Here is a 26,410-nt window from a genome sequence, read left to right on the forward strand (position 1 = left end):
GGACACCTTTGCCATGGCTCGTGATTCACGCTCCTCTCCTCCTCCTGCCACGGCCGTCAGCGCGTCCATCGGAGAGGTCGCTTACCTGACCGTGACGGCTGTCACCAGTGTGGGCGCCTTTCTGCGCTGGGGGCCACCGAAGGATGTCCTGCTGCCTTACAGTGAGCAGTCATTCCGTCCGGATGTGGGTAAACGTGTTCTGGTCAAGCTGTATGCAGATGATCAGCAGCGTCCGGTGGCTTCGATGCGCCTTGAACACTTTTTACAGGATGAAGCCTGGGAGCTTTCCCAGGGTGATCAAGTGACCCTGGTGGTTGCCGAGCGAACGGATCTGGGCATGAAGGTAGTGGTCAACCACGCCTATTGGGGGCTGGTCTATCAGGATGACCTCACTCAGCCACTGCGCCGTGGGCAAGGCCTGACAGGATTTGTCAAAAGGCGTCGTGAAGATGGACGTCTGGATATTTCGTTGTTACCTCCCGGTGAGGCGCGCCTGGATGTGGTGGGCGACAAAGTGCTTCAGGCACTGCGTGAAAGTGGTGGCTATCTGCCCCTGGGCGACAAAAGCAGTGCCCAGGAGATCAAAGCGCGGCTGGGCGTCAGCAAAAGCGCCTACAAACAGGCGATTGGGCGCCTTTACAAGCGTGAGCTGATTAGCATTGAGCCTTTGGCCATTCGCCTGCAGCCAGGCGTGGCCGCTAGCCTGGTGCAGAATGCCACCTGAAACACGTCAGGTTTGGCGTCTGACACACCCTGCGGCATACTGCCCGTCATGGAAGAAGCGCCTGTTCATCTAGGGCAATTACTAACCTGTCTATTTCCGGAAGCGCTGATCAATGAGTCAATCGAATCTTCGTCTGGGCGTGGTGATGGATCCCATCGCTGATATCGCCTATAAGAAAGATACTACCCTGGCCTTGCTCTGGGCAGCCCAGGATCGCGGCTACCAGCTTTATTACATGGAGCAGGAAGACCTGTTCCTGCAGGCGGGTGAGGCGTTTGCGCTGATGCGCCCGCTGAGTGTTCATCGTGACGCCGGGCACTGGTTTGATCTTGGGGATGCCGAAGCGCGACCGCTGACCGAGCTGGATACTATCCTGATGCGCAAGGATCCGCCGGTAGACGCAGACTTCATCAATGCGGTGCATCTGTTGGGGTTTGCCGAGCGAGAGGGGGTTCAGGTTGTCAATCCCACTGCTGCGCTGCTGCAGTGTAATGAAAAGCTGTTTGCCCAACAGTTTCCGCAGTGCTGTGCTCCCACCCTTGTCTCCAGCCGTGATGAGGTACTGCGCGCTTTCCACGCAGAACACGGTAACGTGATTTTTAAACCGCTTGATGGTATGGGCGGCACGGGCATCTTCCATATTGGCCCGGACGGTCGCAATATTGGCGCCGTGATTGAACAGCTGACCCTGCGTGGCCAGCGCCAGATCATGGCTCAGCGCTATCTGCCGGAAATCAAGGACGGCGATACGCGTATTCTTCTGGTGGATGGCGAGCCGGTGTCCTTTGGTCTGGCACGCATACCGTCGGCGGGTGAAACCCGTGGTAATCTGGCAGCTGGTGGGCGCGGTGTTACCCGAGAATTAACCGAGCGCGATCACTGGTTGATTCAGCAGGTACAGCCGATGATCCGTGAAAAAGGCCTTCTGTTTGTGGGCCTGGATGTGATCGGTGACTACATTACTGAAATCAATGTCACCAGCCCTACCTGCGTACGTGAAATTGACGATCAGCGCGGTACCCATATTGCCGGTCTGCTGCTCGATGCCATCGAGCGCCGCCTCATACCGTCAGCCTGAGACTGAAAAATTTGCCCGTAGAGGGTAAATGTTAGGAGCCGCATGCAAAGTCTGAAACATCATTTCCTGTTGGCCATGCCGCATATGGAAGATGCCAATTTTGCTTCCAGCCTGGTGTATCTATGCGACCACGATGACAATGGTTGCATGGGCGTTATTGTTAACAAACCGCTGGAAGTCACTCTGGATGCGCTGTTTGATCAGCTTTCTCTGGGTGGAGAGCGCAGCCTGCATCGCAGTGCGCCTGTTTATTATGGCGGCCCCATGCACAAGGATCGTGGTTTTATCCTCCATCGGGGTAATAGCCAGGAGTGGGATTCCAGCATTCAGGTGACCGACGACATCGCCCTGACGACCTCCATCGATATACTTCAGGCGCTGGCCAATAACACCGGGCCAGCGCATTTTCTCATCTGCCTGGGGTGCGCCGGTTGGGATGTGGGTCAGTTAGAAGACGAACTGAAGGATAACGCCTGGCTGACGGTTGATGCTGCTCTGAGCGTTCTGTTTGAAACGCCACCTGCTGAGCGGCTTTCTAGCGCTGCAGGCCTTTTAGGGGTTGATCTTAACCTGATGACCCGGGACGCGGGGCACGCATAATGGCAATGATGGGCCAGCGTCTGGTGCTTGCTTTCGATTTTGGTACGCGGCGTATCGGTGTCGCCGTAGGTAATGAACTTTTGAAAAGCGCCAGGGAGCTTACCCCGCTTCCTGCTCGTGATGGCATTCCTGACTGGAACCAGGTAACACGATTGGTGGAAGAGTGGCAGCCGGATCTTTTCGTGGTGGGTCTGCCGCTTAACATGGACGGTAGTGAATCAGTCATGAGCACGCGGGCACGCAAGTTTGGTAACCGCTTGCATGGCCGCTACGGTAAACCCTGCCAGATGATCGATGAACGTGGCACCACCCGAGAAGCCAAGCAGATTGCTCATGCGGCCGGACATCGCGGAAATTATCGCGAAGAGAGTGTGGATGGCATTGCCGCTGTGCTTATATTGGAAGGTTGGTTCGCCCATCTAGAAGGCTTGCCAGATGGGCGCGTCTCTTTGTAACCAAATTACTACAACCAAAAGCCTGCTGCAGGCTGCCTACCTTAGCGATCCAGCGTGCCCGTCTGGTCAGGAACAAACCAGCGCACAGGGCGCATATCCTTTTCGATTAATTCATCGACCTGTAATAGCGTAGCGAAAATCGCCATACGCATTGGGATACCGTTGTCTGTCTGGCGGAAAATCGCCAGACGTGGGTCACCGTTCAGATCCACATTTAAATCGTTTGCGCCCGGACGGCTGTCGCGCGGAAGTGGGTGCATGACTATGGTGCTCTGGCTGCAGCGCTGGTCAAGAAAGTCACGATTGACCATAAAGTCATGTGAAAGCCCCTGAAAGCTTTCATTCATTTCGTTGGTAAAACGCTCCTTCTGAATTCTTGTGGTGTACACCACGTCCAGATCCGCAAAATTACTGGCCAGCGACTCGCGCTGTTCAACCTGATGCCCGCGTGAGGTGACTAGGTCAATCAACGCGGTTGGCATTTCAAGGCCTGGCGGAGACACCAGGGTAAAGCGGAGCGGGTCATAAAGGGAAAGAAGTTTGATCAAGGAATGCACGGTACGCCCGTACTTCAAATCCCCAGTAAGCAAGATATGCGCACCCTTGAGTGATTTCCCCAGCCGCTGGAATTCTTTATCAATCGTATAGAGATCCAGCAGCGCCTGGCTTGGGTGTTCGCCTGGGCCATCACCACCGTTGATGACCGGCACATTGGTTGCTGCTGCAAATTCCGCTACCGAGCCCTGGTCCGGGTGGCGCATGACAATCGCATCACAGTAGCCACTCATTACCCGGCTGGTGTCGTAAAGCGACTCACCTTTGGCCATGGAAGAGAATGTAAAGCCCGTGGTATCGCAGACGCTGCCGCCCAAGCGGCAAAGGCTGCGTTGAAGCTCACTCGTGTGCGGGTGCTAGCTTCAAAGAACAGGTTGCCGAGTACTGCGCCTTCCAGTACCCGCGTCACCTGACGGCGATTGGCGATTGGCTCCATACGCGCAGCGACGCGTAATAGATGATCAACGCTTTCACGGCTTAAAGAATCGACGGTTAACAGGTGCTGGCTCATCACGGACCTCAGGCTGGTTAGGGCGAATAAACAGAGACATTAAACACGTAGGTAGTAGTGTAACTGCCAACCAAGTCATCGCCGAAGCGCTTTTCATCCGCTGTGCTTTAATCTGAAAAACCAGGTATTTGAACTTTTTTACAAAGCCTCTTGCATCCTCAGCGGTGAGGCCGTAAAGTACGCATCCGCTGCCGAGGACGCACAGCGTTACCAGCGGTGAGTGAAGGCAAAAACCTTCAGCTTGTCAGTCAGTTAGCTAGTTTTTAAAACGTCTAACTTCTTCGCTGAAATCAGCGGTTGACAAACACACAGGAATGCGTAGAATACGCCTTCCTCGCTGAGGCAAGTCATTCAGGTCAACGAATGACAAGGTTTGATAACCGCCTCGCGAAAAGCTCTTTAAAAATTTGATCAGGTAATTCATGTGGGCGCTTGCCGATGAGGGTGATAAATCACCAAATATCAAGGCAAGCGACTCAGCAAGACAATCTTAAGCCTCGGCCTTCGATTGTGTATTGAATGAATTCGTTTGAACCTTGAGCCAAGTTTGATGCGTTTTTGTTACCTTCGGGTGACAAGTAAGCATCACAATGATTTTAAACTGAAGAGTTTGATCATGGCTCAGATTGAACGCTGGCGGCAGGCCTAACACATGCAAGTCGAGCGGTAACAGATCTAGCTTGCTAGATGCTGACGAGCGGCGGACGGGTGAGTAACGCATAGGAATTTACCCGATAGTGGGGGATAACCTGGGGAAACTCAGGCTAATACCGCATACGTCCTACGGGAGAAAGGGGGCTTTGGCTCCCGCTATCGGATGAGCCTATGCCGGATTAGCTGGTTGGTGAGGTAATGGCTCACCAAGGCGACGATCCGTAGCTGGTCTGAGAGGATGATCAGCCACATCGGGACTGAGACACGGCCCGAACTCCTACGGGAGGCAGCAGTGGGGAATATTGGACAATGGGCGCAAGCCTGATCCAGCCATGCCGCGTGTGTGAAGAAGGCCCTCGGGTTGTAAAGCACTTTCAGCGAGGAAGAACGCCTGGCGGTTAATACCCGCCAGGAAAGACATCACTCGCAGAAGAAGCACCGGCTAACTCCGTGCCAGCAGCCGCGGTAATACGGAGGGTGCAAGCGTTAATCGGAATTACTGGGCGTAAAGCGCGCGTAGGTGGCTTGATAAGCCGGTTGTGAAAGCCCCGGGCTCAACCTGGGAACGGCATCCGGAACTGTCAGGCTAGAGTGCAGGAGAGGAAGGTAGAATTCCCGGTGTAGCGGTGAAATGCGTAGAGATCGGGAGGAATACCAGTGGCGAAGGCGGCCTTCTGGACTGACACTGACACTGAGGTGCGAAAGCGTGGGTAGCAAACAGGATTAGATACCCTGGTAGTCCACGCCGTAAACGATGTCGACCAGCCGTTGGGTGCCTAGCGCACTTTGTGGCGAAGTTAACGCGATAAGTCGACCGCCTGGGGAGTACGGCCGCAAGGTTAAAACTCAAATGAATTGACGGGGGCCCGCACAAGCGGTGGAGCATGTGGTTTAATTCGATGCAACGCGAAGAACCTTACCTACTCTTGACATCCTGCGAATCGGTGAGAGATCACTGGGTGCCTTCGGGAACGCAGAGACAGGTGCTGCATGGCTGTCGTCAGCTCGTGTTGTGAAATGTTGGGTTAAGTCCCGTAACGAGCGCAACCCTTGTCCTTATTTGCCAGCACGTAATGGTGGGAACTCTAACGAGACTGCCGGTGACAAACCGGAGGAAGGTGGGGACGACGTCAAGTCATCATGGCCCTTACGAGTAGGGCTACACACGTGCTACAATGGCCGGTACAAAGGGCTGCGAACTCGCGAGAGTCAGCGAATCCCTTAAAGCCGGTCTCAGTCCGGATCGGAGTCTGCAACTCGACTCCGTGAAGTCGGAATCGCTAGTAATCGTGAATCAGAATGTCACGGTGAATACGTTCCCGGGCCTTGTACACACCGCCCGTCACACCATGGGAGTGGACTGCACCAGAAGTGGTTAGCCTAACGCAAGAGGGCGATCACCACGGTGTGGTTCATGACTGGGGTGAAGTCGTAACAAGGTAGCCGTAGGGGAACCTGCGGCTGGATCACCTCCTTAAACGATGCATCATCCCTCGCGGTAAGCGCTCACAATGAATTACCTGATCAGATAATAGAGCAAACGGTTTAAGCATGATTTCCTCTTGGGTCTGTAGCTCAGTTGGTTAGAGCGCACCCCTGATAAGGGTGAGGTCGGCAGTTCAAGTCTGCCCAGACCCACCAAATTCCTGCGATACTGCGTTAAAATGCCCCTCGTATAGCAGGCTATACGTCGTCGCATTTTGCCTTGTTTCACAGAAATTGATGGCAAGAGGCTAAGTTAGCAAAATAATGGGGCCATAGCTCAGCTGGGAGAGCGCCTGCCTTGCACGCAGGAGGTCAGCGGTTCGATCCCGCTTGGCTCCACCATTATTATGGATGTGGAACTGACCTTGTTAGGGTCAGCGGTTCGAGCGAAACGTCGCATCGCCCGCTTGGCTCCACCATTATTTATTATGTTAACAACCGTTTGTTTATGTTTTGTGACCATTGATAAGTCAAAACGTTATTAATGCGTTGTCTTATCACTGTTCATCGAACAGTCGCTCTTTAATAATATATCAAGCTGATAAAAACCTTCTTAAGAGGGTGGTTAATCACATTCTGTGTGACTAACAACACTCTGAGAGGTTTGTACGTAGTAAATTGTTATGTGATACGTCTCAAGCGTATCCGGCAATCGTTATCATTGCGAACCCCAGACTCCTTCGGGTTATAGGGTCAAGCAATGAAGCGCACACGGTGGATGCCTAGGCAGCCAGAGGCGATGAAAGACGTGGAAGCCTGCGATAAGGCTCGGCGAGGTGGCAAACAACCTGTGACCCGGGCATCTCTGAATGGGGAAACCCACTCATCACAAGATGAGTATCCTGCACTGAATACATAGGTGACAGGAAGCGAACCAGGGGAACTGAAACATCTAAGTACCCTGAGGAAAAGAAATCAACCGAGATTCCCCTAGTAGCGGCGAGCGAACGGGGACCAGCCCTTAAGCAGGTGACTGATTAGACGAATGCGCTGGGAAGCGCGGCCATAGCGGGTGATAGCCCCGTAGTCGAAAATCTGATCCTGTGAAATCGAGTAGGTCGGGGCACGAGAAACCTTGACTGAAGACGGGGGGACCATCCTCCAAGGCTAAATACTCCTGGCTGACCGATAGTGAACCAGTACCGTGAGGGAAAGGCGAAAAGAACCCCGGAGAGGGGAGTGAAATAGACCCTGAAACCGTGTGCGTACAAGCAGTCGGAGCGGACTTGTTCCGTGACGGCGTACCTTTTGTATAATGGGTCAGCGACTTATATTCTGTGGCGAGGTTAACCGATTAGGGGAGCCGTAGCGAAAGCGAGTCTTAACTGGGCGCACCAGTCGCAGGATATAGACCCGAAACCGAGCGATCTATCCATGAGCAGGGTGAAGATTGAGTAACATCAATTGGAGGCCCGAACCAGGATCTGTTGAAAAAGATTTGGATGACTTGTGGATCGGAGTGAAAGGCTAATCAAGCTCGGAGATAGCTGGTTCTCCTCGAAAGCTATTTAGGTAGCGCCTCATGCAGCACCACCGGGGGTAGAGCACTGTTTCGGCTAGGGGGTCATCCCGACTTACCAACCCGAGGCAAACTCCGAATACCGGTGAGTGACGCGTGGGAGACACACAGCGGGTGCTAACGTCCGTTGTGAAAAGGGAAACAACCCAGACCGTCAGCTAAGGTCCCGAAATCCTGATTAAGTGGGAAACGATGTGGGAAGGCTCAGACAGCTAGGAGGTTGGCTTAGAAGCAGCCATCCTTTAAAGAAAGCGTAATAGCTCACTAGTCGAGTCGGCCTGCGCGGAAGATGTAACGGGGCTAAATCAGGTACCGAAGCTACGGGTTCACACTTAGGTGTGAGCGGTAGAGGAGCGTCGTGTAAGCCAATGAAGGTGAATTGAGAAGTTCGCTGGAGGTATCACGAGTGCGAATGCTGACATGAGTAACGATAAAGGGCGTGAAAAACGCCCTCGCCGGAAGACCAAGGGTTTCTGTTCGACGCTAATCGGAGCAGAGTGAGTCGGCCCCTAAGGCGAGGCCGAAAGGCGTAGTCGATGGGAAACGGGTCAATATTCCCGTACCGGACATGATTGCGATGGGGGACGGAGAAGGCTAGGTGAGCCAGGCGTTGGTTGTCCTGGTGAAAGCAAGTAGGCCGAGCGCTCAGGTAAATCCGGGCGCTTAAAGCCGAGATGCGAAACGAACTGACCACGGTCAGGAAGTCATCGATGCCACGCTTCCAGGAAAAGCCTCTAAGCTTCAGATCATGTGCGACCGTACCCCAAACCGACACAGGTGGTCAGGGTGAGAATCCCAAGGCGCTTGAGAGAACTCGGGTGAAGGAACTAGGCAAAATGGTGCCGTAACTTCGGGAGAAGGCACGCCGGCGTAGGGTGACGAGACTTGCTCTCCAAGCCCGAACCGGTCGAAGATACCAGGTGGCTGCAACTGTTTAGTAAAAACACAGCACTCTGCCAAGTCGTAAGACGACGTATAGGGTGTGACGCCTGCCCGGTGCCGGAAGGTTAAGTGATGGTGTTATCCTCGGAGAAGCTCTTGATCGAAGCCCCGGTAAACGGCGGCCGTAACTATAACGGTCCTAAGGTAGCGAAATTCCTTGTCGGGTAAGTTCCGACCTGCACGAATGGCGTAATGATGGCCACGCTGTCTCCACCCGAGACTCAGTGAAATTGAAATCGCCGTGAAGATGCGGTGTACCCGCGGCTAGACGGAAAGACCCCGTGAACCTTTACTATAGCTTCACACTGGACGCTGATGTTGCCTGTGTAGGATAGCTGGGAGGCTTTGAACCTCGGACGCCAGTTCGAGTGGAGCCACCCTTGAAATACCAGCCTGGCATCATTGGCGTTCTCACTCAGGTCCGTTATCCGGATCGAGGACAGTGTGTGGTGGGTAGTTTGACTGGGGCGGTCTCCTCCCAAAGCGTAACGGAGGAGCACGAAGGTACCCTCAGCACGGTCGGACATCGTGCAATGAGTGCAAGAGCATAAGGGTGCTTGACTGCGAGACAGACACGTCGAGCAGGTGCGAAAGCAGGTTCTAGTGATCCGGTGGTTCTGTATGGAAGGGCCATCGCTCAACGGATAAAAGGTACTCCGGGGATAACAGGCTGATACCGCCCAAGAGTTCACATCGACGGCGGTGTTTGGCACCTCGATGTCGGCTCATCACATCCTGGGGCTGAAGTCGGTCCCAAGGGTATGGCTGTTCGCCATTTAAAGTGGTACGCGAGCTGGGTTTAGAACGTCGTGAGACAGTTCGGTCCCTATCTGCCGTGGGCGTAGGATGTTTGAGAAGGGCTGCTCCTAGTACGAGAGGACCGGAGTGGACGCACCTCTGGTGTTCCGGTTGTCACGCCAGTGGCATTGCCGGGTAGCTAAGTGCGGACGGGATAACCGCTGAAAGCATCTAAGCGGGAAGCCCCCTTCAAGATGAGACATCCCTGAGGCCTAGAGCCTCCTGAAGGGCCCAGCGAGACCAGCTGGTTGATAGGCACGGTGTGGAAGCGCTGCAAGGCGTTGAGCTAACGTGTACTAATGGCCCGTGAGGCTTGACCCTATAACACCCAAGGGGTCTGGTAGCAGTGATAACGATGGCTGAATAAGCCAGCCGGATACGCAGAGACGCATCACACGCGCAAAAGCGAAAGCAGGAGCGCGGACAGTTTACAAACACGTACAGCGCAGGCTATCAATTAACTGCCTGCGCATCAGCTTGATGTATTACCTGTTACGCCTGACGACTATAGCGAGTGGGAACCACCTGATCCCTTGCCGAACTCAGCAGTGAAACCGCTTAGCGCCGATGGTAGTGTGGGGTCTCCCCATGCGAGAGTAGGTCATCGTCAGGCACTTATACCGCAAAAAACCCAGCCAATCGGCTGGGTTTTTTGTTTGTGTGGCGAATAGCGAAAGGAAAATAGGGGTCTCTCCATGGAGAGGCTCGGCAGCCCGGCGCCGTCCTCGTCAGGCACTTATATAGAAACGCCCCATGCACACTGTTCATGGGGCGTTTTGCTGTAGATTCACCACTCGATGGACTCGCCAGCCCAATCCCAGAAGCTACCAGTATCATCAGGTGTGCGTTGAGACATGACGTTCAGTAGGCTTTCTGCCACAAAATCAGGCGTAAACAGCTTATTTTCTGGAACACGCCCTTGAAAGGGCTTGGAAAGCCCAGTATCCGTGGTGCCTGGATGCAAGCTAAGGACAATAGACTGCTTGTTTAGCCGTTTAAGCTCAATCGACAATGTCTTCATTAACATGTTGTGGGCTGACTTGCTGGCACGATAGCTGTACCAACCTCCAAAGCCATTATCGCCAATAGACCCCACGCGCGCTGACAGGCTGCCAATCACAACAGGATGCTTGCCTTGCAAGGAACGCTTGATAGCGGCCAACAACAAGGCGGGGGTGGCCGCATTGATATGCATGACCTTGGCAAAATGATCGGCGTCGATGTCGTTCATACGCTTTTCAGGCGCGATACTATTAGCGTCATCGTGAAGAATGCCGATGGCGTTAAACACCAAGTGAACGGGTTGTTTATCGAGGTGCTGTTGAAGAGCGATACGCCCGCTTTCCTGACTAACATCCGCCGTCAATGTTTCGATACGCGGATCAGCAAATTCAAGTGATGAACGACTGACCGCAATAATACGTGAAGGTCGCTGTGAAGCAGATAAAGCCTTGACCACTGCCTGACCAATACCGCCACCAGCGCCAACCACTACAGCCGTAAACGCATCAGGTAAATGGGGCAATAACATGAGGGACTCCAGAACAGAGGATGATCCCCTATTGAAGCCTTTTGTATAATGATTGTCTATGTTTAATAGAGATATTTGTGAGGCAGGTGTGATGTCGGAGCATCAAGCTGAAGCATTGATACGACCAGGCTGAGCACTATTGCGGCCATCGGGTTTATAGAGTGTCTTTTCAGCAATTTGGCGAATATAGTCAAGCATTTGCTGGTTGTGTTTCATACGTAAAGAGAGCATCTGCCCGGTCAGGTCATTCATACGCGCTACGCGTTCACTTTTGATCAGAAGGCTTTGCCAGTCATCCTGGCAGTTGGCATCCTGAGATGCCTGTTTGGCGCCAGCGTGACCATTAGGATAACCCAGACGCTTTTGTACATCGCGGCGTAGTGCTTCCATCTTATCCAATTCAGCGAGCAGTAACTGTTTCTCTTCCGCTAGGTGTGCCAACGCCTCACCATCGATATCACCTTGAGTAAGGAGTTGCTGCTCCTGTTCCATCAAGCTGATCAGGTGATCCATACGTGTTTGCTGTGTCGCGAGAAGGCGTGAAAGGCTCATCAATATTTCCTCACAGGCATTACCCTCACAGATAGTTCTCAGACATCAAGCTTTGACAGTAAGCCATCAGCAATACGTTCTGGGTTAATTTCCATGCGACCCTCGCGAATAGCTGTGCGAATTTCATCCACTTTGGCACTGTCAATATCCTGGGATTCATCCATGCTTTGCTGGCTCAGCCGGGTTTCAGACGTTGCCGCAGCGCTGGAATCGGTCGTTTTCTGCATTTGCGCTCGCTGCGCATCATCGCGCTGCTGGGCCTGGTTAGGGCGCAAAAGCGAATTTAATGTGTCAATTTTCACGTTGCTTGCCTCCATCAACATGGGTAGGCGGTGATGCGCCAATGATACAACTATCGGCACACATCAAAAAAACTTTAGCACTCAGGTTAGAAATCAATCATCAAAAGTCCATCCCCCACGACACGCGCTTCAAGAATATTCCGGGAGCCAAAACGAACGCGTATGCGCTCGCCTTCAGCACCATTGTCCATGGCTTCACCTTCGCGGGAAACCTGAAACGCATTACCTTGAGCAATAACGTTCACCCGTTGGCCACGCTTTATCAGTAAAGGTGCTTGAATATCATGAGGTTGAAGTGTACTGCCACGACGGATAGGCCGACGGGCGATCTTGCCAATAATCTCTTGGGGGTCCGTTATGGTGCGGGATGCAAGATCTCCAAGATTGCCCTGTTGCTGACCAAGCATAGCTGCATTGATCGTCGCGCCACGGGGAATATCTTGGGCAGCCACGGCATATTCGCCGATAACATCAACGGTTGCCTGCAGATAGCGCACCTGACGCTGATTTTCACCACAACGCACACCCACGTTGACGCGCCCCAGCGGTGACTGATCAGCATTTGGCAAAAACGGTTCGGGATCAATACAAACGGATAAGTGCGGCGAAGAGGGGCGTAATTCGATGACCACCTCTTCACCTAGCGCCTGAGTCTGCTCATATAAAAATTGCTGCACACGTTGGGTGAGCGTCTGGTCGTCAGCCTGTACCGCCATGGGGGCCAGTGTCAGAGCCAGCCCGGCTGTAAGCAGCATACGGCTGTACCGCCGGATGGAATGCAGCCCATCAAAAGAGCGTTGAGCATAGAAGCCTGCAAAGTGAGTGAAGCGGTCAGAGGCTTTAGAGTTTACGCAATGAACTCAGCGGCATCAGCAGAAATACAGGGCGAAAAAACGGCTGTTCTCTGCTTTAGGCTGACGACCGCACGGGTATTCTTCATGCTGATAAATTTTTTCTTTTTTAACATTTCGCACAGTGCGAGGTTAGGCATGATTGATCAGCTTGAATCTGCCTTTAATTATCATCAGCAGGCACTAGGCTTGCGTCACGCCCGTCATGAAGTCTTGGCAGCGAATATTGCTAATGCCGATACGCCTAATTACAAGGCGCGTGATATTGATTTTAGCAGTGAGCTAAAGCGTGCTGTGGACAGCGGTGTGCAGGCATCCCAGGGGCAAGGTGGTCTAGCATTGGCATTGACCTCACAGCGTCATTTGCCGGGCCAAGGGCCTGCGATGAGCGGCGCAAATAATCTTGATCTTCTCTACCGTGTGCCTGATCAACCCAGTCTGGACGGTAACACGGTTGATATGGATGAAGAGCGCACTCAGTTTGCCGATAACGCCGTCCGCTATCGAGTTGCGCTTTCCATGATGAATAGCCGCATTCAGGGGCTGAAAAACGCCATGCAGCCAGAATAATCAGGAGCACCTATCACCATGTTTTCTGCCTTCGACATTTCAGGCTCGGCCATGCAAGCACAATCCCAGCGCATGAACGTGACAGCGAGTAACCTTGCTAACGCCGACAGTATTGCTGGGCCGGAGGGTGAAACCTATCGCGCCAAGCAGGTGATGTTTGAAACCCAGGCACAAAATAGCCGCTATGGGGTTGGCGGCGTGCGGGTCACTGAAGTGGTGGAAGACGACTCTCCCCTGCGTCGCGAGTATTTGCCTAACCACCCGGCGGCTGACGAAGAAGGTTATGTGACCAAACCCAACGTTGAGCCGGCCCATGAAATGGTCAATATGATTTCAGCCTCGCGCTCTTATCAAGCCAATGTAGAAGTTTTCAATACCAGCAAACAGTTACTGATGCAGACGCTGACGCTGGGTCAGGGGTAAACCATGATAGACGGTATTAATCCAGCCACGCTCAGCAATATCAATGGCGGTGGAGCCAAGTTAAGTGAAAGCGAATCTGACGAGCTGCGTCAGAGTTTCCTGACCCTGTTGATTACCCAACTAGAGAATCAGGACCCACTGAACCCGTTGGAAAATGCGGAAATGACCTCTCAGCTGGCTCAGATCAATACCGTCAGCGGTATCGAACAGCTTAACGAGACATTGCAAGGCATCACCCAGCAGATGGATGCCGGTAAGATGCTTCAGGCCTCTGGCCTGATCGGCAATGCGGTGTTGGTGCCGGGTAACAGCGTCAAGGTCAGCAATAACGAGGATGGTTCCGCCAATGCCACGCCTTTTGGCGTTGAATTGGATCAGCCTGCCCAGCGCCTTGAGATTACGGTACGCAGCCAGGGCGGTGAAGTGGTTTATACCGAGCAGGTTGAGAACGTTAATGCGGGTGTCCAGTCGTTCAGCTGGGATGGCTTGAATAGCGATGGTGAACCACTACCGCCAGGGGATTATCGGGTCAGTCTGAATGCGATTGATAGCGAAGGCGAGGAGATGGATTCACAGGCTCTTAACTATGCGCTGGTGCAAGGTGTTTCACCCGCTGAAAGTAATGGCGAAGTGCGTCTTGATCTCGGTGCCGTCTACGGTCAGGTAGGCCTGGAACAGATCAAGCAGATTCTTTGAATTTTTAGTTATCTATAAACATTAAGTCAAAGACGTTTTTAACAATAAAGACGTTTTAGACAATCAGGCTTTGGTGAGGAAACAACGATGTCATTTACAACCGCAGTGGCAGGCCTTAACGCCCAATCAGATAAGCTGAATTCAGCGGGTAATAATATCGCCAACTCGCAGACGCGAGGCTATAAAAGCTCTGACGTGCTGTTTGCCGATGTGTTTGCGGCGTCCAGAGGGATTGGTGTGCGGGTTTCGGATGTACGCCAGGACTTTACTCAAGGAAGTATCGAAAATACCGGGCGTAACCTGGACTTGGCGATTGCCGGTGACGGCTTCTATCGCTTGGAACGTCCCACAGGTGAAGTTGGCTATTCGCGTAACGGCGAGTTCAGCATTACGGCCACTGGCGATATCGTCAATGCCCAGGGCGATAAGCTGATGGGTTATGGTATGGACGAGGGTGTCACTGAAGATTCTGGTGACGAGCTAGCCTTTCCATTTTCAAATGTCGTCGTAGGCGGCGCACCGCAGCCGCTAAACGTGCCTGCCGATGATATCCCTGCTCAAGCGACGGCAGAAGTCAATGCTTTGCTGAACCTGGATGCAGCGGTGACAGCCGGGACAGATCTTAGTACGACAGAATTAGATGATGGCACAGAAGTAGATTATCACTTCTCCAATAACTTTACCGCTTATGATTCTTTAGGTAATGCCATCAACGTTGCTACCTATTTCGAAAGGGTGGGTGCGGGCAATCAGTGGGATGTCACCGTTGTTTCCCCTGATGAAGATGGCGATACAGGGGTAAGAGGAACGTTTAATTTAACCTTTGATACAAACGGTAGATTGCAAGTAGATGCCGATGGCGTGGTTACCGGTGTTGGAGGTGCGGACGCTGAACCTGACGGCGCCAGTGCTCTAGTTGACATCCCCGGTGGTACTGACGCTGGCCCTGACTTCCCCGTTGAGTTTCTTTTTGATGGTACCACCCAGTACGCCGCTGACTCCCTTCAGAAAGAGCTGAATCAGGATGGCTTCACTTCAGGTGCCCTGGCAGGTATTACCGTCACCGAAGATGGTCAGATCCAGCGTAATTTTACCAACGGCGAGACTCGCGCTGCGGGGCAAATCGCCTTGGCCAGCTTTCGTAATGAAGAAGGCCTGAATCCGATTGGTAATAACTTGTGGTCCGCCACCAATGCGTCGGGCCTTGAAAACCTGGGTGCGCCGGGTGCAGGCAGTTTTGGTCAGATTCAAGCAGAAGCCATCGAAGCCTCCAACGTGGATCTGGCCAGTGAGCTGGTTGATACCATTGTTGCCCAGCGCGCCTATCAGGCGAACTCCAATACCATCAGTACCCAGGATGAACTGCTGCAGACCATCATTAATCTGTAACGTAGGGCTGAGGCACTGAGTTGAGGAGATCGGCATGGACAGAATGCTCTATACCGCCATGAGCGGTGCTAAGCACAGCATGGATCAGCAATCCGTGGTGAGCAACAACCTGGCCAACGTCACGACCACAGGGTTTCGTGCTCAGTTTGATGCCGTGCGCTCAGTGCCCATCCAGGGCGAAGCGCGTTTGGATTCGCGCACGCATGCGGTGACCACAACACCAGGCAGCGACTTCTCCCAGGGACCGTTGGAACAGACAGGACGTGCCTTGGATGTGGCCATGCAGGGCGATGCTTGGCTCGCCGTACAAGCTGAAGATGGCAGTGAAACCTATACACGCCGTGGCGACCTGCAGATTGATGCCGATGGCATTGTGCTTAATCTAGGCCGCCCGGTGGTCGGCGATGGCGGGCCGATCAATGTGCCCCAGGGAGCGGAAATCTTTGTCGGTGCTGATGGCACCTTAAGTGCGATTCCTGAAGGCGAAGGTCCGGAAGCCCTGGTGGATGTTGGCCGCCTCAAGCTGGTTACGCCGCAAGAAGGCGAATTGACCCGCGGTGAAGATGGCCTGTTTCGCGCGCCGGAAAATGAAGAAGGTGAGCCGGGAGTGTTGGCAGCTGATGACAATGCCCGTTTGGTCAGTGGTTTTCTGGAAGGCAGTAATGTCAGCGCGGTGGACGCCATGGTCTCAATGATTGACGTGGCCCGCCGTTACGATCTGCAAATGAAGGTGATCAGCACCGCCGATGAAAATGCCCAGCGTGCTAACGGCATCCTTTCGATACAAGGCTGATAAGGCCAAGCGGCCAAAGGAAAAAACCTATGATTTCATCATTATGGACAGGTAAAACTGGCCTGGAAGCACAGCAGACCAAGCTGGATGTGATTTCCAATAATCTGGCAAACGTCAGCACTAACGGCTTCAAGCGCTCGCGACCAGTGTTTGAAGATCTGCTCTATCAGAATATGCGCCAACCAGGCGCGCAGAATAATATACAGGATCGCTTGCCGTCAGGTATGCAGGTAGGTACAGGGGTGCGTTCTGTGGCCACCGAGCGCCTACACACCCAAGGCGGGTTGGAACAGACCGAAAACTCGCGTGATTTGGCTATCAACGGCAAAGGTTTCTTTCAAGTACTCATGCCGGATGGCACCACAGCCTATACCCGTGATGGCAGTTTTCAGCTGAATGAAAATGGTCAGATGGTCACAGCGAATGGTTACCCGCTGGAGCCGGCCATTTTTATTCCGCCTAATGCTTTGACGATCACCATTGGTGAAGATGGCACGGTAAGCGTCAAGGAACCAGGCAACCCTTTGGCTAATGAAGTGGGTCAGGTGAACCTGGCATCCTTTATTAACCCGACTGGGCTTGAAAGCGTTGGCGGTAATCTTTATCTAGAAACTGGGGCATCCGGTGCGCCCAATCAGAACGTCCCCGGCCAGAACGGTACCGGAAGTCTTTTCCAAGGCTATGTCGAAACCTCTAATGTCAGCGTGGTGGAAGAAATGGTCACCATGATCCAGACCCAGCGCGCCTATGAGATCAACAGCAAATCCATCTCCACCAGTGATGAAATGCTGGCACGTCTGAGTCAGCTTTAATGGCGAGGCTTCCAGCATGAGCCAACGGTTGATCCATTACGTTAGATGTTTAGCGCTGTGCGGGTTAGGGCTGCTGTTAATCGTTATGTCTGGCTGCGCCCAGGTTCCTCGCGCCTCTGTGGTTGGGGAGCAGGAGCAGATATCGATTGTCGATCGCCCGCCGCCTGTGGCTAATGGTTCCATCTATCAGGCGCGTCGGGGTTATCAGCCGCTGTTTGAGGATCGGCGGCCGCGCTCGATTGGCGATATTCTGACTATCGTGCTGGATGAAGAAGTCAGTGCTAGTAAAAACTCGCAGTCCAATGCCAGCCGTGAAGGCAGTGCCGGGTTAGAGCTGGAGCAGCTCCCGGATGTCTTGGATGCTTTGGCGGAGTACGGGTTTAACGTCTCTGGGAACAGTGACTTTTCCGGCAGCGGTGGCTCTCAAGCCTCCAACTCATTTACCGGTACGATTACGGTCTCGGTATTGGAAGTGATGAATAACGGCAACCTTAGGGTGCGTGGTGAAAAGCAGATCGCGATTAATCAGGGCACCGAGTTCATCCGTTTTGCCGGAGTGGTGAACCCTCGCACTATCACGGCTCAGAACACGGTACCTTCCACTCAGGTAGCGGATGCACGGATTGAGTACGTGGGTGATGGCTATATCAACGAAGCCCAGACCATGGGGTGGCTACAGCGTTTCTTCCTGAACGTATCGCCTTTCTAGGCTAACTGAACGGCAAGCAGGCATTCTGATGCACAGTCAGCACTTCGATGACATCAAGCAAGCCACTAGCAGGCGAAAACGTTGGCAGCTTCTGGCTGCTTTTGTCTTGGTCTGCCTGATGGCGTTACCCGTACAGGCTGAGCAGGTACGCGAACTGGCCACCTTTGCCGGTGTGCGCGACAACCAGCTGGTGGGCTACGGTCTGGTCGTGGGCCTGGATGGCACCGGTGACCAGACAACTCAGGCGCCTTTTACCAGCCAGAGCCTGACCAATATGCTCTCCCAGCTCGGCGTCACCGTGCCCAGTGGTACCAATCTGCAATTGCGCAACGTGGCCGCCGTCATGGTCACAGCGGACCTCCCCCCTTTGCCCGCCCCGGTCAGGATCTGGATATTGTGGTTTCCTCGATTGCCAATGCACGAAGCTTGCGCGGCGGTACCCTGTTGATGACGCCTTTGAAGGGCGCTGACGGCGATACCTACGCTATCGCCCAGGGCAATATGCTGGTAGGGGGTGCCGGTGCCGAAGCTGGGGGCAGCAGTGTGCAGATCAATCAGCAGGCATCGGGCCGGATTCCCAATGGCGCCATGGTTGAGCGAGAAGTGCCGCTTAACTTGGGCGCTAACGGCGGTACCCTGGAGCTACAGCTTAATGAAGCGGATTTCGGCACAGCGCAGCGCATGGTCACGGCGATCAATGAGGAATTTGGTAGCCCGGTAGCCTATGCCCGCAGCGGCGGCGTGATTGCACTGGATGGCCCTGCGGATGATAACGCCCGAGTCAACTTCATGGCGCGGGTAGAAAACATCAATATGACGCCTAACCGCGCGCGCGCCAAGGTGGTTGTCAACTCACGCACAGGTTCGGTAGTAATGAATCAGGCGGTCACCTTGCAGCAGGCCGCAGTAGCTCACGGTAGCCTGTCGATCATGATTGATGCCCGTTTTGGGGTCAGCCAGCCCAACCCCTAGGGCAAGGCGAGACCGTGGTCGTGCCTGATGCGGATGTGGATATCGAGCAGCAGGAAGCCTACCTACAGATTGTTGAAGGTGCTGCTCTTAACGAAGTGGTTAATGCACTGAATGCCCTTGGTGCCACGCCGCAAGATCTGATGTCGATTCTGGAAGCCCTAAGAGTCGCTGGCGCTTTGCGCGCTGAACTGGAGGTGATCTAGTGAGCATCAATCAGGATATGACCGGCCAGTTCGCGCTGGATATGCAAGGTTTTCAACGCCTTCAGCACACCGCACGCACCAATCCTGAGCAGGGCGTTGAAAGCGCTGCCCAGCAGTTTGAGGCGATCTTCGTGCAGATGATGATCAAAAGCATGCGTGAGGCAGTGCCAACCTCCGGTTTGATGAACAGTCAGGCCACGGATTCGTATCAGTCGATGCTTGATCAGCAGTGGTCCCAGGTGATTGCCTCCAAGGGGATGGGGCTGGCCGATGCCCTTGTCAACCAGCTTGAGCGTCAGGGCGCTTTTCAGCGCAGTGAAAGCGTTACCGGGAAAGATAGCGATACTCAGGCGTTGATTGCCGGTATCCCTCGTGGCACTCCTCAGCCGCTGAGTGGTAAAGATTCCCAGGCAGTTGAGACACCGCAGGGCGCGGCTGATGCTAGCGATTTTCTGAATCAGATTGAAACCAGCCGCACAGCGCCCCCGCCATCAGTGGCGCCAGAAGCGCCAGGTGCTGAACCAAGGGCCACCCAGTCTGATCATGTGCAGCAGTTCAAGGCGACTCTGGCTGAACCTGCCCAGCAGGCCAGCCAAGCTACCGGTGTGCCAGCTGAGCTGATTCTGGCCCAGGCTGCGCTGGAAACCGGCTGGGGACAGCATGCCATCTCAACCCAGGACGGTCAGAACAGCCACAATTTGTTTGGTATCAAGGCAGGCAGCCGCTGGGAAGGCAAGACTACGGACATTGTGACTCATGAATATATCGGTGGGAAACGAACTCAGGTGGTTGATACCTTCCGCGTTTATGATTCCTACGCTGATGCTTTTACCGACTATGCTTCGCTGATTGGCAACAACCCGCGCTATGGTGCGGTGGTCAACGCAGATAGCCCGCAACAGGCCGCGCAAGCCCTGCAGGCCGGCGGCTACGCAACCGACCCGCGCTACGCTGACAAATTGGTGGCGGTCATGCAGACCCTTGGCCAACTGGAAGCGGGTACCTTGCTGGCCCAATCACACTAATCAAACTTGACCCTCAAGTATTGCGGCATCAGGCCGATAACTAGCCCATTGGCTTAAGGAAAATGACCATGAGCATGTTTTCGATAGGGTTAAGCGGCCTGAATACCGCACAAAGTGCCCTCAATACCACCAGTAATAATATCAGCAATGTCTATACTCCTGGCTATAACCGGGAAATTGCCCAGTTGGGTGAAGGCTCGGCAGGCTCAAAGGGCGTGCAGATCAATGATATCGAGCGCCAGTTCAATCGCTTTGTGGCGGATCAGCTTAACGATGCCAAAACGCAGTCCAGCGCCTTGCAGGCTTACGAAGGGCAAATAAACCAGATTGATAATCTGCTGGCAGATCGCGATGCGGGCCTCGCCCCGCTAATGCAGAACTTCTTTTCCTCACTTGAAGACCTTTCCAGTGCCCCCTCAGACCCAGCAGCACGTCAAGGCGTGGTGGGCGCGGCTCAGACGATGACGGCCCAGTTCCGTTCGTTTGACGGCTATTTGCAGGACATGCAAAGCAACGTTAACAGTGAGATCAAGGATGAAATCATCCAGATCAATAACACCACTGATCAGATTGCTGGGTTGAACCGTGAAATTGCCCTGGCACGCGCTCAAAGCGGTGAAGCGCCCAACAGCATGTTAAACCAGCGTGACCATCTGATATCCGAACTGAACGAGTCGATGGATATTCGTCTGAATATCCAGGATGGTAAATCCTATAACGTCAGCCTGCCGAATGGTCAGCCGTTGGTGGTAGGTACTAATGCGCTGAAGCTTGAACCGGTAGCGTCAGGGCTGGATCCTCAGCGGACGGTAGTTGGCTATCGAGATGCCAATGGCAAGGTGACTGAGCTGGATGAAAATCTTATTCAGGGCGGACAACTAGGCGGCCTGATGAGTTTTCGCCAAGAGACTTTGGATAAAACCCAGAACCAGATTGGCCAGTTAGCCATATCACTTTACAGCGTTTAATGAACAGCATAAATCAGGCATCGATCTGAACGGTGATGCCGGTGAAGACTTTTTCACTGTGCAGTCACCGCAAGCCTACAGCTATCAACAAAACTCGGCAACGGTCGGCAGTATAGCGCTGGATCCAGCCCGTATTGATGACCTGCAGGCGACGGATTACACCGCCACTTACAACGCGGATGACAATGAATTTAGGGTAGTGCGTAACGACAACGGCAAGCCTGCAGAAAACTTTAACTGGGATGGCACCTCACTGACGTTTGGTGGCGTCAGCATTGAATTCAATGGCCCCCTGGCCGACGGTGACAAGTTTGAAGCCCAGCCGGTACGCCGTGGTGGTGCAGGCATGAACCTCAATATCGATGATGTTGATAAAATAGCGGCGGGCTTGGAAGCGTCGCCTGGCGATAACCGCAACGTGCTGGAGTTACAGGACTTGCAGAGTAAGCCGATTGTCGGCGGAAATGCATCAGTCAGCAGCGCCTACGGTGGGATTGTCAGCGATGTGGGCAACCGTACCAATATTACCCAGGTGAACCTTGATGCCCGCCAAGGGCTGACGGATCAATTGCGTGCCGTTCAGCAATCCGAATCCGGGGTTAACCTTGATGAAGAAGCGGCTAACCTGATTCGCTACCAACAGTACTATCAGGCGAATGCGCGAGTGATTGATTCGGCAACGACGATCATGGATACCATTCTCGGTCTGCGCAGTTAACCCAGGAGCTAAGCTATGATGCGTATCAGTTCGGTCACCATGTTTGAGCAGAGTTCGGCATCGATTAACCGTCAGCAAACCGATTTTCTTGAGGTTAGCCAGCAGATCGCCAGTGGTCGTCGTGTGGTTAACCCCTCTGATGACCCTCAGGCGGCTTCGCGTGCCGTTCGGGTAGACCAATCCAAGGCGGTGGCAGAGCAATATGCAGAGGCGCGTGTCAGCGTGCGTAACTCGCTTTCCCAGACCGAGAGCATCCTCAATAGCGTCAGTGATGCGGTGACCAGCGCCAAGACGCTGCTGGTGCAGGCATCCAGCGACACCTTAAGCGATGCTGACCGTCAATCTGTGGCCAGTGAACTGCGCGGCGTTTACGAAACCATGATTGGTCAGGCTAACGCGACCGACGGCAATGGCCGTTATCTGTTCGGCGGCTATGCGGAAAGCGCACCCCCTTTTGTCAAAAACACCGATGGCAATGTGGAATATAAAGGCGACAGTAATATCCGTGAACAGCGTATCGACGCGTCACGTCGCATGCCTGCCGCAGAGAATGGAGAGACAATTTTTCAATCAGTGCCCAGTGGCGCAGGCTATGTAGCGGAAGCAGTCAAAACGGATGCCAGCGGTAGCCCATTGACAGGCCCGGCAGCACGTAATGATGGCAGTGTGACGTTTAACGGCCCGCAAGTGGTTGATGTGAATAATGCCGATTATGGCGACAGCTTCAGATTGAATTTCGCTGAAGATGCTGCGTCAGGAGAGCCTACGGTAAGCGTTCAGCGCTTTGAAAGTGGCACTTGGGCAGCCTACGACCCTGCTGGGGATGGGAGTCTGACGGAGGCAGCCTACACAGAGGGTGAAAGTCTGTCCTTTGGGGGAGTGGAAGTCACCCTGAGCGGTAGGCCGGAAAGCGGCGATCAGATTCTGATATCCCAAGCAGGCAGTGAGCAGCGAGAGCCGAACCTGTTCAGAACCATGGAAGAAGCGATCCGGGTGTTGGAAACCCCCGCCGAAACCGATGCCGAGAAAGCAGATCTGCGTAATACCCTGAATACCTCCATGCGCGATCTGGATAATTCCCTGGATAACGTCCTGACCGTACGCGCCTCTGCAGGTGCACGCCTCAACGAACTGGATGTCGTGGATTCAGTAGGCAGCAACCGGATGCTCAACTATGAACAGACACTGTCAGATCTGGTAGACCTGGATTACGTGGAAGCCATTTCAGAATACAGCCTCCGTCAAGTAGGCCTGCAGGCCTCACAGCAGGCCTTTGTGGATATCAAGGGTTCAACGCTGTTTGACTATCTGCGTTAACCAATCTATGAAATCTGATCTAAGTATTGACATAAAAAAGCCCCAGTCTGGGGCTTTTTTATGGTTAACCCCGCTTGCGCCATCAGTTCGATCAGTTCATGCAGAAACATCAGGCCGTCGCTGAAAAGTCGTTCCAGGAAGCGTTGCAGGTCGGTCATGACAACCATCAATAGAATGATGCCGACGATCAGGGATGTGGGAAAACCGATATTAAAGACGGTGAGCTGTGGCGCTGAGCGATTCAGAATCCCTAGGCCCAAGCTGATGATCAGCAGGGGCGCCATAATAGGCAGCGCCATTAGCATGCCAGAGGCAAAAATGGTGCCGCCGTAGCGGGCAACAATCTCGAAGGCATTAGCGTTGAGCGTGTTGATACCAATGGGCAAGCTTTGAAAGCTCATCACCAGGGTTTCAAGCACCATCAAGTGACCATTCAGGGCGACAAACATCAGTAGCGTAATCATATAAAAAATACGCGACAGTACCATGATGTTGGTACCGCTGGCAGTATCAAAAAAGCTGGCAAAAGCCAGTCCCATATTCAGGCCAATAAATTCCCCGGCGGCCTGAACAACGGCAAAGACAATCCGCATGACCAGCCCAATCGCCACGCCAATCACAATCTGTTCGGCAATGATGCCCACGCTTGCCCAAGACATCAGCGGTGTTTCCGGCATGGGTGGCAGTACAGGGGCAATGACCACGGCAATAACGGCTGCCAAGGCCACTTTGGCCTGATTGGGAATGCTTGAGTGCCCCCAGACGGGGAGGCCGCCATAAAAGCGGTGATGCGCACAAACGGCCAGAAAAAGCCACAAGCCAGGCCTGCAACTGGGCGAAGGTGACTTCAACCATGGCCTACATCACCATGGCGGGTAGTTCAGCAAACAGCCGTTGTGTGTAGTCCATGATTACTTGCAGCATCCAGGGGCCGGCCAGTACCAGGGTGGCAAACACGGCCAGAATTTTGGGAATGAACGTCAGAGTCATTTCGTTGACCTGAGTGGCTGCCTGAAAAAGGCTGATGATCAAGCCCGTTAACAGCGCCACTAGCAGCAAGGGGCCGCCCAGCAGTAGGGTGACCCTCATACCTTGGTAGGCAATGCCCATCACCATTTCGGGTGTCATGAGACAACTCCAGCACCGACGCGCGGCGCGCTAAAGCATATAAAAACTTTCTGCCAGCGAACCGACAATCAGCTGCCAGCCGTCCACCAATACAAACAGCATCAATTTGAACGGCAGTGAGATGGTGATAGGGGGCACCATCATCATGCCCAATGCCATCAAGGTGCTGGCCACCACCAGGTCGATAATCAGGAAGGGAATGAAAATCGTGAAACCGATCTGGAAAGCAGTTTTCAGCTCGCTGGTGACAAAAGAGGGCAACAAGACGCGCATCGGCAGATCTTCTGGGCCTTCCATGGGGCCTATATCCGCCAGGCGTGCAAAGAGGGCAATATCAGGCTCACGGGTTTGTGCCAGCATGAACTCACGAAAAGGCTGTTGAGCCACGACCAAAAACTCTTCAAAGTTGATCTGCTCTTCGGAAAGCGGCACCCAAGCGGTCTGATACACCTGGTCAAGGACGGGTGACATAATAAAGAAGGTTAAAAAAGCGCTATTCCGAGCAATACCTGATTGGGCGGTGTTGCTTGGGTGCCCATGGCGGTGCGCAGCAGGCTCAGCACAATGATGATGCGCGTAAAGCTGGTCATCATTAGCAGCATGGCTGGCAGAAAGGCCAGCGAACTGAGAAACAGCAGGGTTTGCAGCGATATTGACCACTGCTGGCCACCGTCTTCCATGGGTTCGCTGATAATCCCCGGCAGCTGTTGAGCAACGCTGATATCCGGCAAGCACAGCAGCATAATGGCCAAGCAGGCCCATAACCCGAGCATTGGCTGGGTACTAGAGACTGTGAGAGGCGCAGTGCGTCGCAGAAAAATCGTCGGTATCCGCTGGCTCATGAACTTGAATCGGACTTGTCGGAATCAGAAAACATGGTGGTGCCACCTTGTCGTTTGATGGCGTGGGCAAAGCGCTGGGCGAAGGGTTCTTCGCTATCATCGCGATGCATGTCTGGCGGCGCGGGCAGTTCATGCAGCTTGCTGACCTGGCCATTGCCGACGCCCAAGACCAGCCAGGTGCCTTCTATCTCAACAACCACGACCCGTTCACGATTGCCCACCGCTGTGCTACCAACCACCTGTAGGCGGGCGCCCTGACGAACGTGGCGATTACCCCAGCGTTTCAGAAGGGCAGCACATATCAGGATAATAGCGACGACTAACGCCAGAGCAGCCGCCGTTTTGCCTAGCGCTGCCATGCCTATTAAGGCATCACTACTGCTTCCAGCGCTTTGCAGGGCGCTGGAAGCTGCGTCACCTGAGCCTGCCGCGGCAGCCGTGTTAGCATCGTCGCTCATCGGTTCAGCTTTTGAATCCGCTCAGACGGCGTGATGATTTCGGTAATTCGAATGCCGTACTTGTCTTCAATCACGACCACTTCACCTTGAGCGATCAGGTAGCCATTGATCAGGATATCCATGGGCTCTCCGGCCAGGCCATCAAGCTCAATCACCGAGCCTTGTGCCAGCTCCAGAAGCTGTTTGATCGTCAGCTTGGTACGCCCTAGCTCAACGGTCAGCTTGACTGGGATATCCATGATCATTTCAAGATCACGGGCGCGGCCATGGCCATTTGACTGGCTCAGCGGCGGAAAAACATCACTGCTGGCCTGCTTGGCCTCAACCGGTTCGGGGGCGGCTTGTTCAGTTGCAGATGAAGCCTCTTCTACCGCCTGCTGTTCGGCCATGGCCGCTGCCCAAGGGTCGTCGCTTTCATCCATGCCGGTTTCACTGCTGCCTTGGTCATCCTTGCCCGACTGCGCCTGGTCAAATGCATCATCAGCGTCTGCGCTGTCGTTGTCTGCCGCCTGCTCGGACATGGCAGCCGCCCAATCATCGTCAGAAACGTTCTGATCGTCAGGCTTGTTGGGATCAGTCATGCTTTGGATTCCTTGGCTTTCTGTCGTACGGACTGGGTTAAAAAGTCATTGGACGAGCTGTTATTCATTGCCGCGTGGTCAATCATGCGCAGTACTCTGAGCGCACGCTGCTTGTTCTGGCTGCCGAAGTGGCATTCCATCACCGGCACGCCATCTACGTGAGCGTTAACGACGTTAGGGATGTCCACAGGCAGTACGTCGCCCTTTTTCAGCCCCATTACCTGGCCGATGCGGCTGGATATCTGGGCA

The 26,410-nt window shown here is 53.8% G+C and carries 21 protein-coding genes, 2 tRNA genes, 3 rRNA genes and 5 pseudogenes; 20 read left to right on the forward strand and 11 right to left on the reverse strand.

What is annotated here, in order from left to right:
* Positions 1-13: 13 nt before the first annotated feature.
* The 4 genes from HLB35_RS14970 (at position 14) to ruvX (ending at position 2,857) form a co-directional block, all read left to right on the forward strand.
* Entirely contained in the window at positions 14-724 is a 711-nt protein-coding gene (locus HLB35_RS14970) for a CvfB family protein (RefSeq protein ID WP_171703191.1), read from the forward strand.
* Between the two features lie 112 nt (positions 725-836).
* Positions 837-1,802, forward strand: coding sequence for a glutathione synthase (gene gshB, locus HLB35_RS14975; RefSeq protein ID WP_171703192.1), 966 nt, complete (start codon positions 837-839; stop codon positions 1,800-1,802).
* A gap of 42 nt (positions 1,803-1,844) precedes the next feature.
* Positions 1,845-2,402, forward strand: coding sequence for a YqgE/AlgH family protein (locus HLB35_RS14980; RefSeq protein ID WP_171703193.1), 558 nt, complete (start codon positions 1,845-1,847; stop codon positions 2,400-2,402).
* On the forward strand, positions 2,402-2,857 hold the full coding sequence (gene ruvX, locus HLB35_RS14985; protein WP_171703194.1) for a Holliday junction resolvase RuvX: 456 nt from the start codon (positions 2,402-2,404) through the stop codon (positions 2,855-2,857). The genes HLB35_RS14980 and ruvX overlap by 1 nt, the downstream gene beginning before the upstream one ends.
* Positions 2,858-2,898: 41 nt before the next feature.
* Here the strand turns inward: ruvX and HLB35_RS14990 are convergent.
* Positions 2,899-3,923 (reverse strand): annotated as a pseudogene (locus tag HLB35_RS14990) (aspartate carbamoyltransferase).
* A 598-nt stretch (positions 3,924-4,521) separates the two neighbouring features.
* On the opposite strand from HLB35_RS14990, the gene HLB35_RS14995 reads away from it, so the two are divergent.
* The 5 genes from HLB35_RS14995 (at position 4,522) to rrf (ending at position 9,934) form a co-directional block, all read left to right on the forward strand.
* Positions 4,522-6,054, forward strand: a 16S ribosomal RNA gene (locus HLB35_RS14995).
* An 87-nt stretch (positions 6,055-6,141) separates the two neighbouring features.
* Positions 6,142-6,218, forward strand: a tRNA-Ile gene (locus HLB35_RS15000).
* A gap of 110 nt (positions 6,219-6,328) precedes the next feature.
* Positions 6,329-6,404, forward strand: a tRNA-Ala gene (locus HLB35_RS15005).
* Positions 6,405-6,753: 349 nt separating this feature from the next.
* Positions 6,754-9,642: ribosomal RNA gene (locus tag HLB35_RS15010) — 23S ribosomal RNA — on the forward strand.
* A gap of 176 nt (positions 9,643-9,818) precedes the next feature.
* Positions 9,819-9,934 (forward strand): 5S ribosomal RNA (rrf, locus tag HLB35_RS15015).
* Together the 16S, 23S and 5S rRNA genes with 2 tRNA genes alongside form the textbook arrangement of a ribosomal RNA operon.
* Before the next feature lie 174 nt (positions 9,935-10,108).
* On the opposite strand, the gene HLB35_RS15020 is transcribed toward rrf, so the two are convergent.
* The 4 genes from HLB35_RS15020 to flgA all read right to left on the reverse strand — a co-directional run bounded on the left by HLB35_RS15020 (position 10,109) and on the right by flgA (position 12,461).
* A complete protein-coding gene (locus HLB35_RS15020) occupies positions 10,109-10,852 on the reverse strand; it encodes an SDR family NAD(P)-dependent oxidoreductase (protein ID WP_171703195.1) in 744 nt (247 codons plus the stop codon).
* 102 nt (positions 10,853-10,954) lie between these two features.
* Complete coding sequence (locus HLB35_RS15025; RefSeq protein ID WP_171703196.1) at positions 10,955-11,404, reverse strand: flagella synthesis protein FlgN; 450 nt, start codon at positions 11,402-11,404, stop codon at positions 10,955-10,957.
* A 38-nt stretch (positions 11,405-11,442) separates the two neighbouring features.
* Entirely contained in the window at positions 11,443-11,706 is a 264-nt protein-coding gene (gene flgM, locus HLB35_RS15030) for a flagellar biosynthesis anti-sigma factor FlgM (protein WP_171703197.1), read from the reverse strand.
* Between the two features lie 86 nt (positions 11,707-11,792).
* Positions 11,793-12,461 carry a flagellar basal body P-ring formation chaperone FlgA gene (flgA, locus tag HLB35_RS15035; protein WP_171703198.1) on the reverse strand — a complete coding sequence of 223 codons (669 nt, stop codon included), beginning with the start codon at positions 12,459-12,461 and terminating at the stop codon, positions 11,793-11,795.
* 234 nt (positions 12,462-12,695) lie between these two features.
* Between flgA and flgB the strand changes: the two genes are divergently transcribed.
* From flgB to flgL, 11 genes and pseudogenes are all read left to right on the forward strand, one after another.
* Complete coding sequence (gene flgB / locus HLB35_RS15040; RefSeq protein ID WP_171703199.1) at positions 12,696-13,127, forward strand: flagellar basal body rod protein FlgB; 432 nt, start codon at positions 12,696-12,698, stop codon at positions 13,125-13,127.
* A 12-nt stretch (positions 13,128-13,139) separates the two neighbouring features.
* Complete coding sequence (gene flgC, locus HLB35_RS15045) at positions 13,140-13,550, forward strand: flagellar basal body rod protein FlgC (protein WP_171703211.1); 411 nt, start codon at positions 13,140-13,142, stop codon at positions 13,548-13,550.
* A gap of 3 nt (positions 13,551-13,553) precedes the next feature.
* Complete coding sequence (locus tag HLB35_RS15050; protein WP_171703200.1) at positions 13,554-14,246, forward strand: flagellar hook assembly protein FlgD; 693 nt, start codon at positions 13,554-13,556, stop codon at positions 14,244-14,246.
* An 87-nt stretch (positions 14,247-14,333) separates the two neighbouring features.
* Positions 14,334-15,635 (forward strand): flagellar hook protein FlgE, encoded by a 1,302-nt coding sequence (flgE, locus tag HLB35_RS15055; protein ID WP_171703201.1) that lies wholly within the window; start codon positions 14,334-14,336, stop codon positions 15,633-15,635.
* A 34-nt stretch (positions 15,636-15,669) separates the two neighbouring features.
* Positions 15,670-16,428: a flagellar basal body rod protein FlgF gene (locus HLB35_RS15060; protein WP_171703202.1), complete on the forward strand. Its 759-nt coding sequence runs from the start codon at positions 15,670-15,672 to the stop codon at positions 16,426-16,428.
* 29 nt (positions 16,429-16,457) lie between these two features.
* Positions 16,458-17,240, forward strand: coding sequence for a flagellar basal-body rod protein FlgG (flgG, locus tag HLB35_RS15065; RefSeq protein WP_171703203.1), 783 nt, complete (start codon positions 16,458-16,460; stop codon positions 17,238-17,240).
* Between the two features lie 16 nt (positions 17,241-17,256).
* On the forward strand, positions 17,257-17,949 hold the full coding sequence (locus HLB35_RS15070) for a flagellar basal body L-ring protein FlgH (protein WP_171703204.1): 693 nt from the start codon (positions 17,257-17,259) through the stop codon (positions 17,947-17,949).
* Positions 17,950-18,067: 118 nt separating this feature from the next.
* Positions 18,068-19,124, forward strand: a pseudogene (locus HLB35_RS15075) (flagellar basal body P-ring protein FlgI).
* A complete protein-coding gene (gene flgJ / locus HLB35_RS15080; protein ID WP_171703205.1) occupies positions 19,124-20,149 on the forward strand; it encodes a flagellar assembly peptidoglycan hydrolase FlgJ in 1,026 nt (341 codons plus the stop codon). Before HLB35_RS15075 ends, flgJ begins: the two are co-directional and overlap by 1 nt.
* Before the next feature lie 68 nt (positions 20,150-20,217).
* A pseudogene (gene flgK, locus HLB35_RS15085) lies at positions 20,218-21,835 on the forward strand (flagellar hook-associated protein FlgK).
* Between the two features lie 18 nt (positions 21,836-21,853).
* The gene (gene flgL / locus HLB35_RS15090; protein WP_171703212.1) at positions 21,854-23,152 is read left to right on the forward strand and encodes a flagellar hook-associated protein FlgL; all 1,299 of its coding nucleotides are present in this window, start codon (positions 21,854-21,856) and stop codon (positions 23,150-23,152) included.
* Positions 23,153-23,157: 5 nt separating this feature from the next.
* Here flgL and fliR read toward each other — a convergent pair.
* From fliR to HLB35_RS15120, 6 genes and pseudogenes are all read right to left on the reverse strand, one after another.
* Positions 23,158-24,007, reverse strand: a pseudogene (gene fliR, locus HLB35_RS15095) (flagellar biosynthetic protein FliR).
* Between the two features lie 3 nt (positions 24,008-24,010).
* Entirely contained in the window at positions 24,011-24,280 is a 270-nt protein-coding gene (fliQ, locus tag HLB35_RS15100) for a flagellar biosynthesis protein FliQ (RefSeq protein WP_171703206.1), read from the reverse strand.
* A gap of 30 nt (positions 24,281-24,310) precedes the next feature.
* Positions 24,311-25,023: pseudogene (gene fliP, locus HLB35_RS15105) on the reverse strand (flagellar type III secretion system pore protein FliP).
* A gap of 95 nt (positions 25,024-25,118) precedes the next feature.
* Positions 25,119-25,580, reverse strand: coding sequence for a flagellar biosynthetic protein FliO (gene fliO, locus HLB35_RS15110; protein ID WP_171703207.1), 462 nt, complete (start codon positions 25,578-25,580; stop codon positions 25,119-25,121).
* The gene (gene fliN / locus HLB35_RS15115; protein ID WP_171702797.1) at positions 25,577-26,161 is read right to left on the reverse strand and encodes a flagellar motor switch protein FliN; all 585 of its coding nucleotides are present in this window, start codon (positions 26,159-26,161) and stop codon (positions 25,577-25,579) included. The genes fliO and fliN overlap by 4 nt, the downstream gene beginning before the upstream one ends.
* Positions 26,158-26,410, reverse strand: a 253-nt coding sequence (locus tag HLB35_RS15120; protein WP_171703208.1) for a FliM/FliN family flagellar motor switch protein, incomplete at its 5' end; no start/stop codon positions are given. The genes HLB35_RS15120 and fliN, both read right to left, overlap by 4 nt.

The organism is Vreelandella azerica (genome assembly GCF_013112225.1).
GTDB lineage: Bacteria > Pseudomonadota > Gammaproteobacteria > Pseudomonadales > Halomonadaceae > Vreelandella > Vreelandella azerica.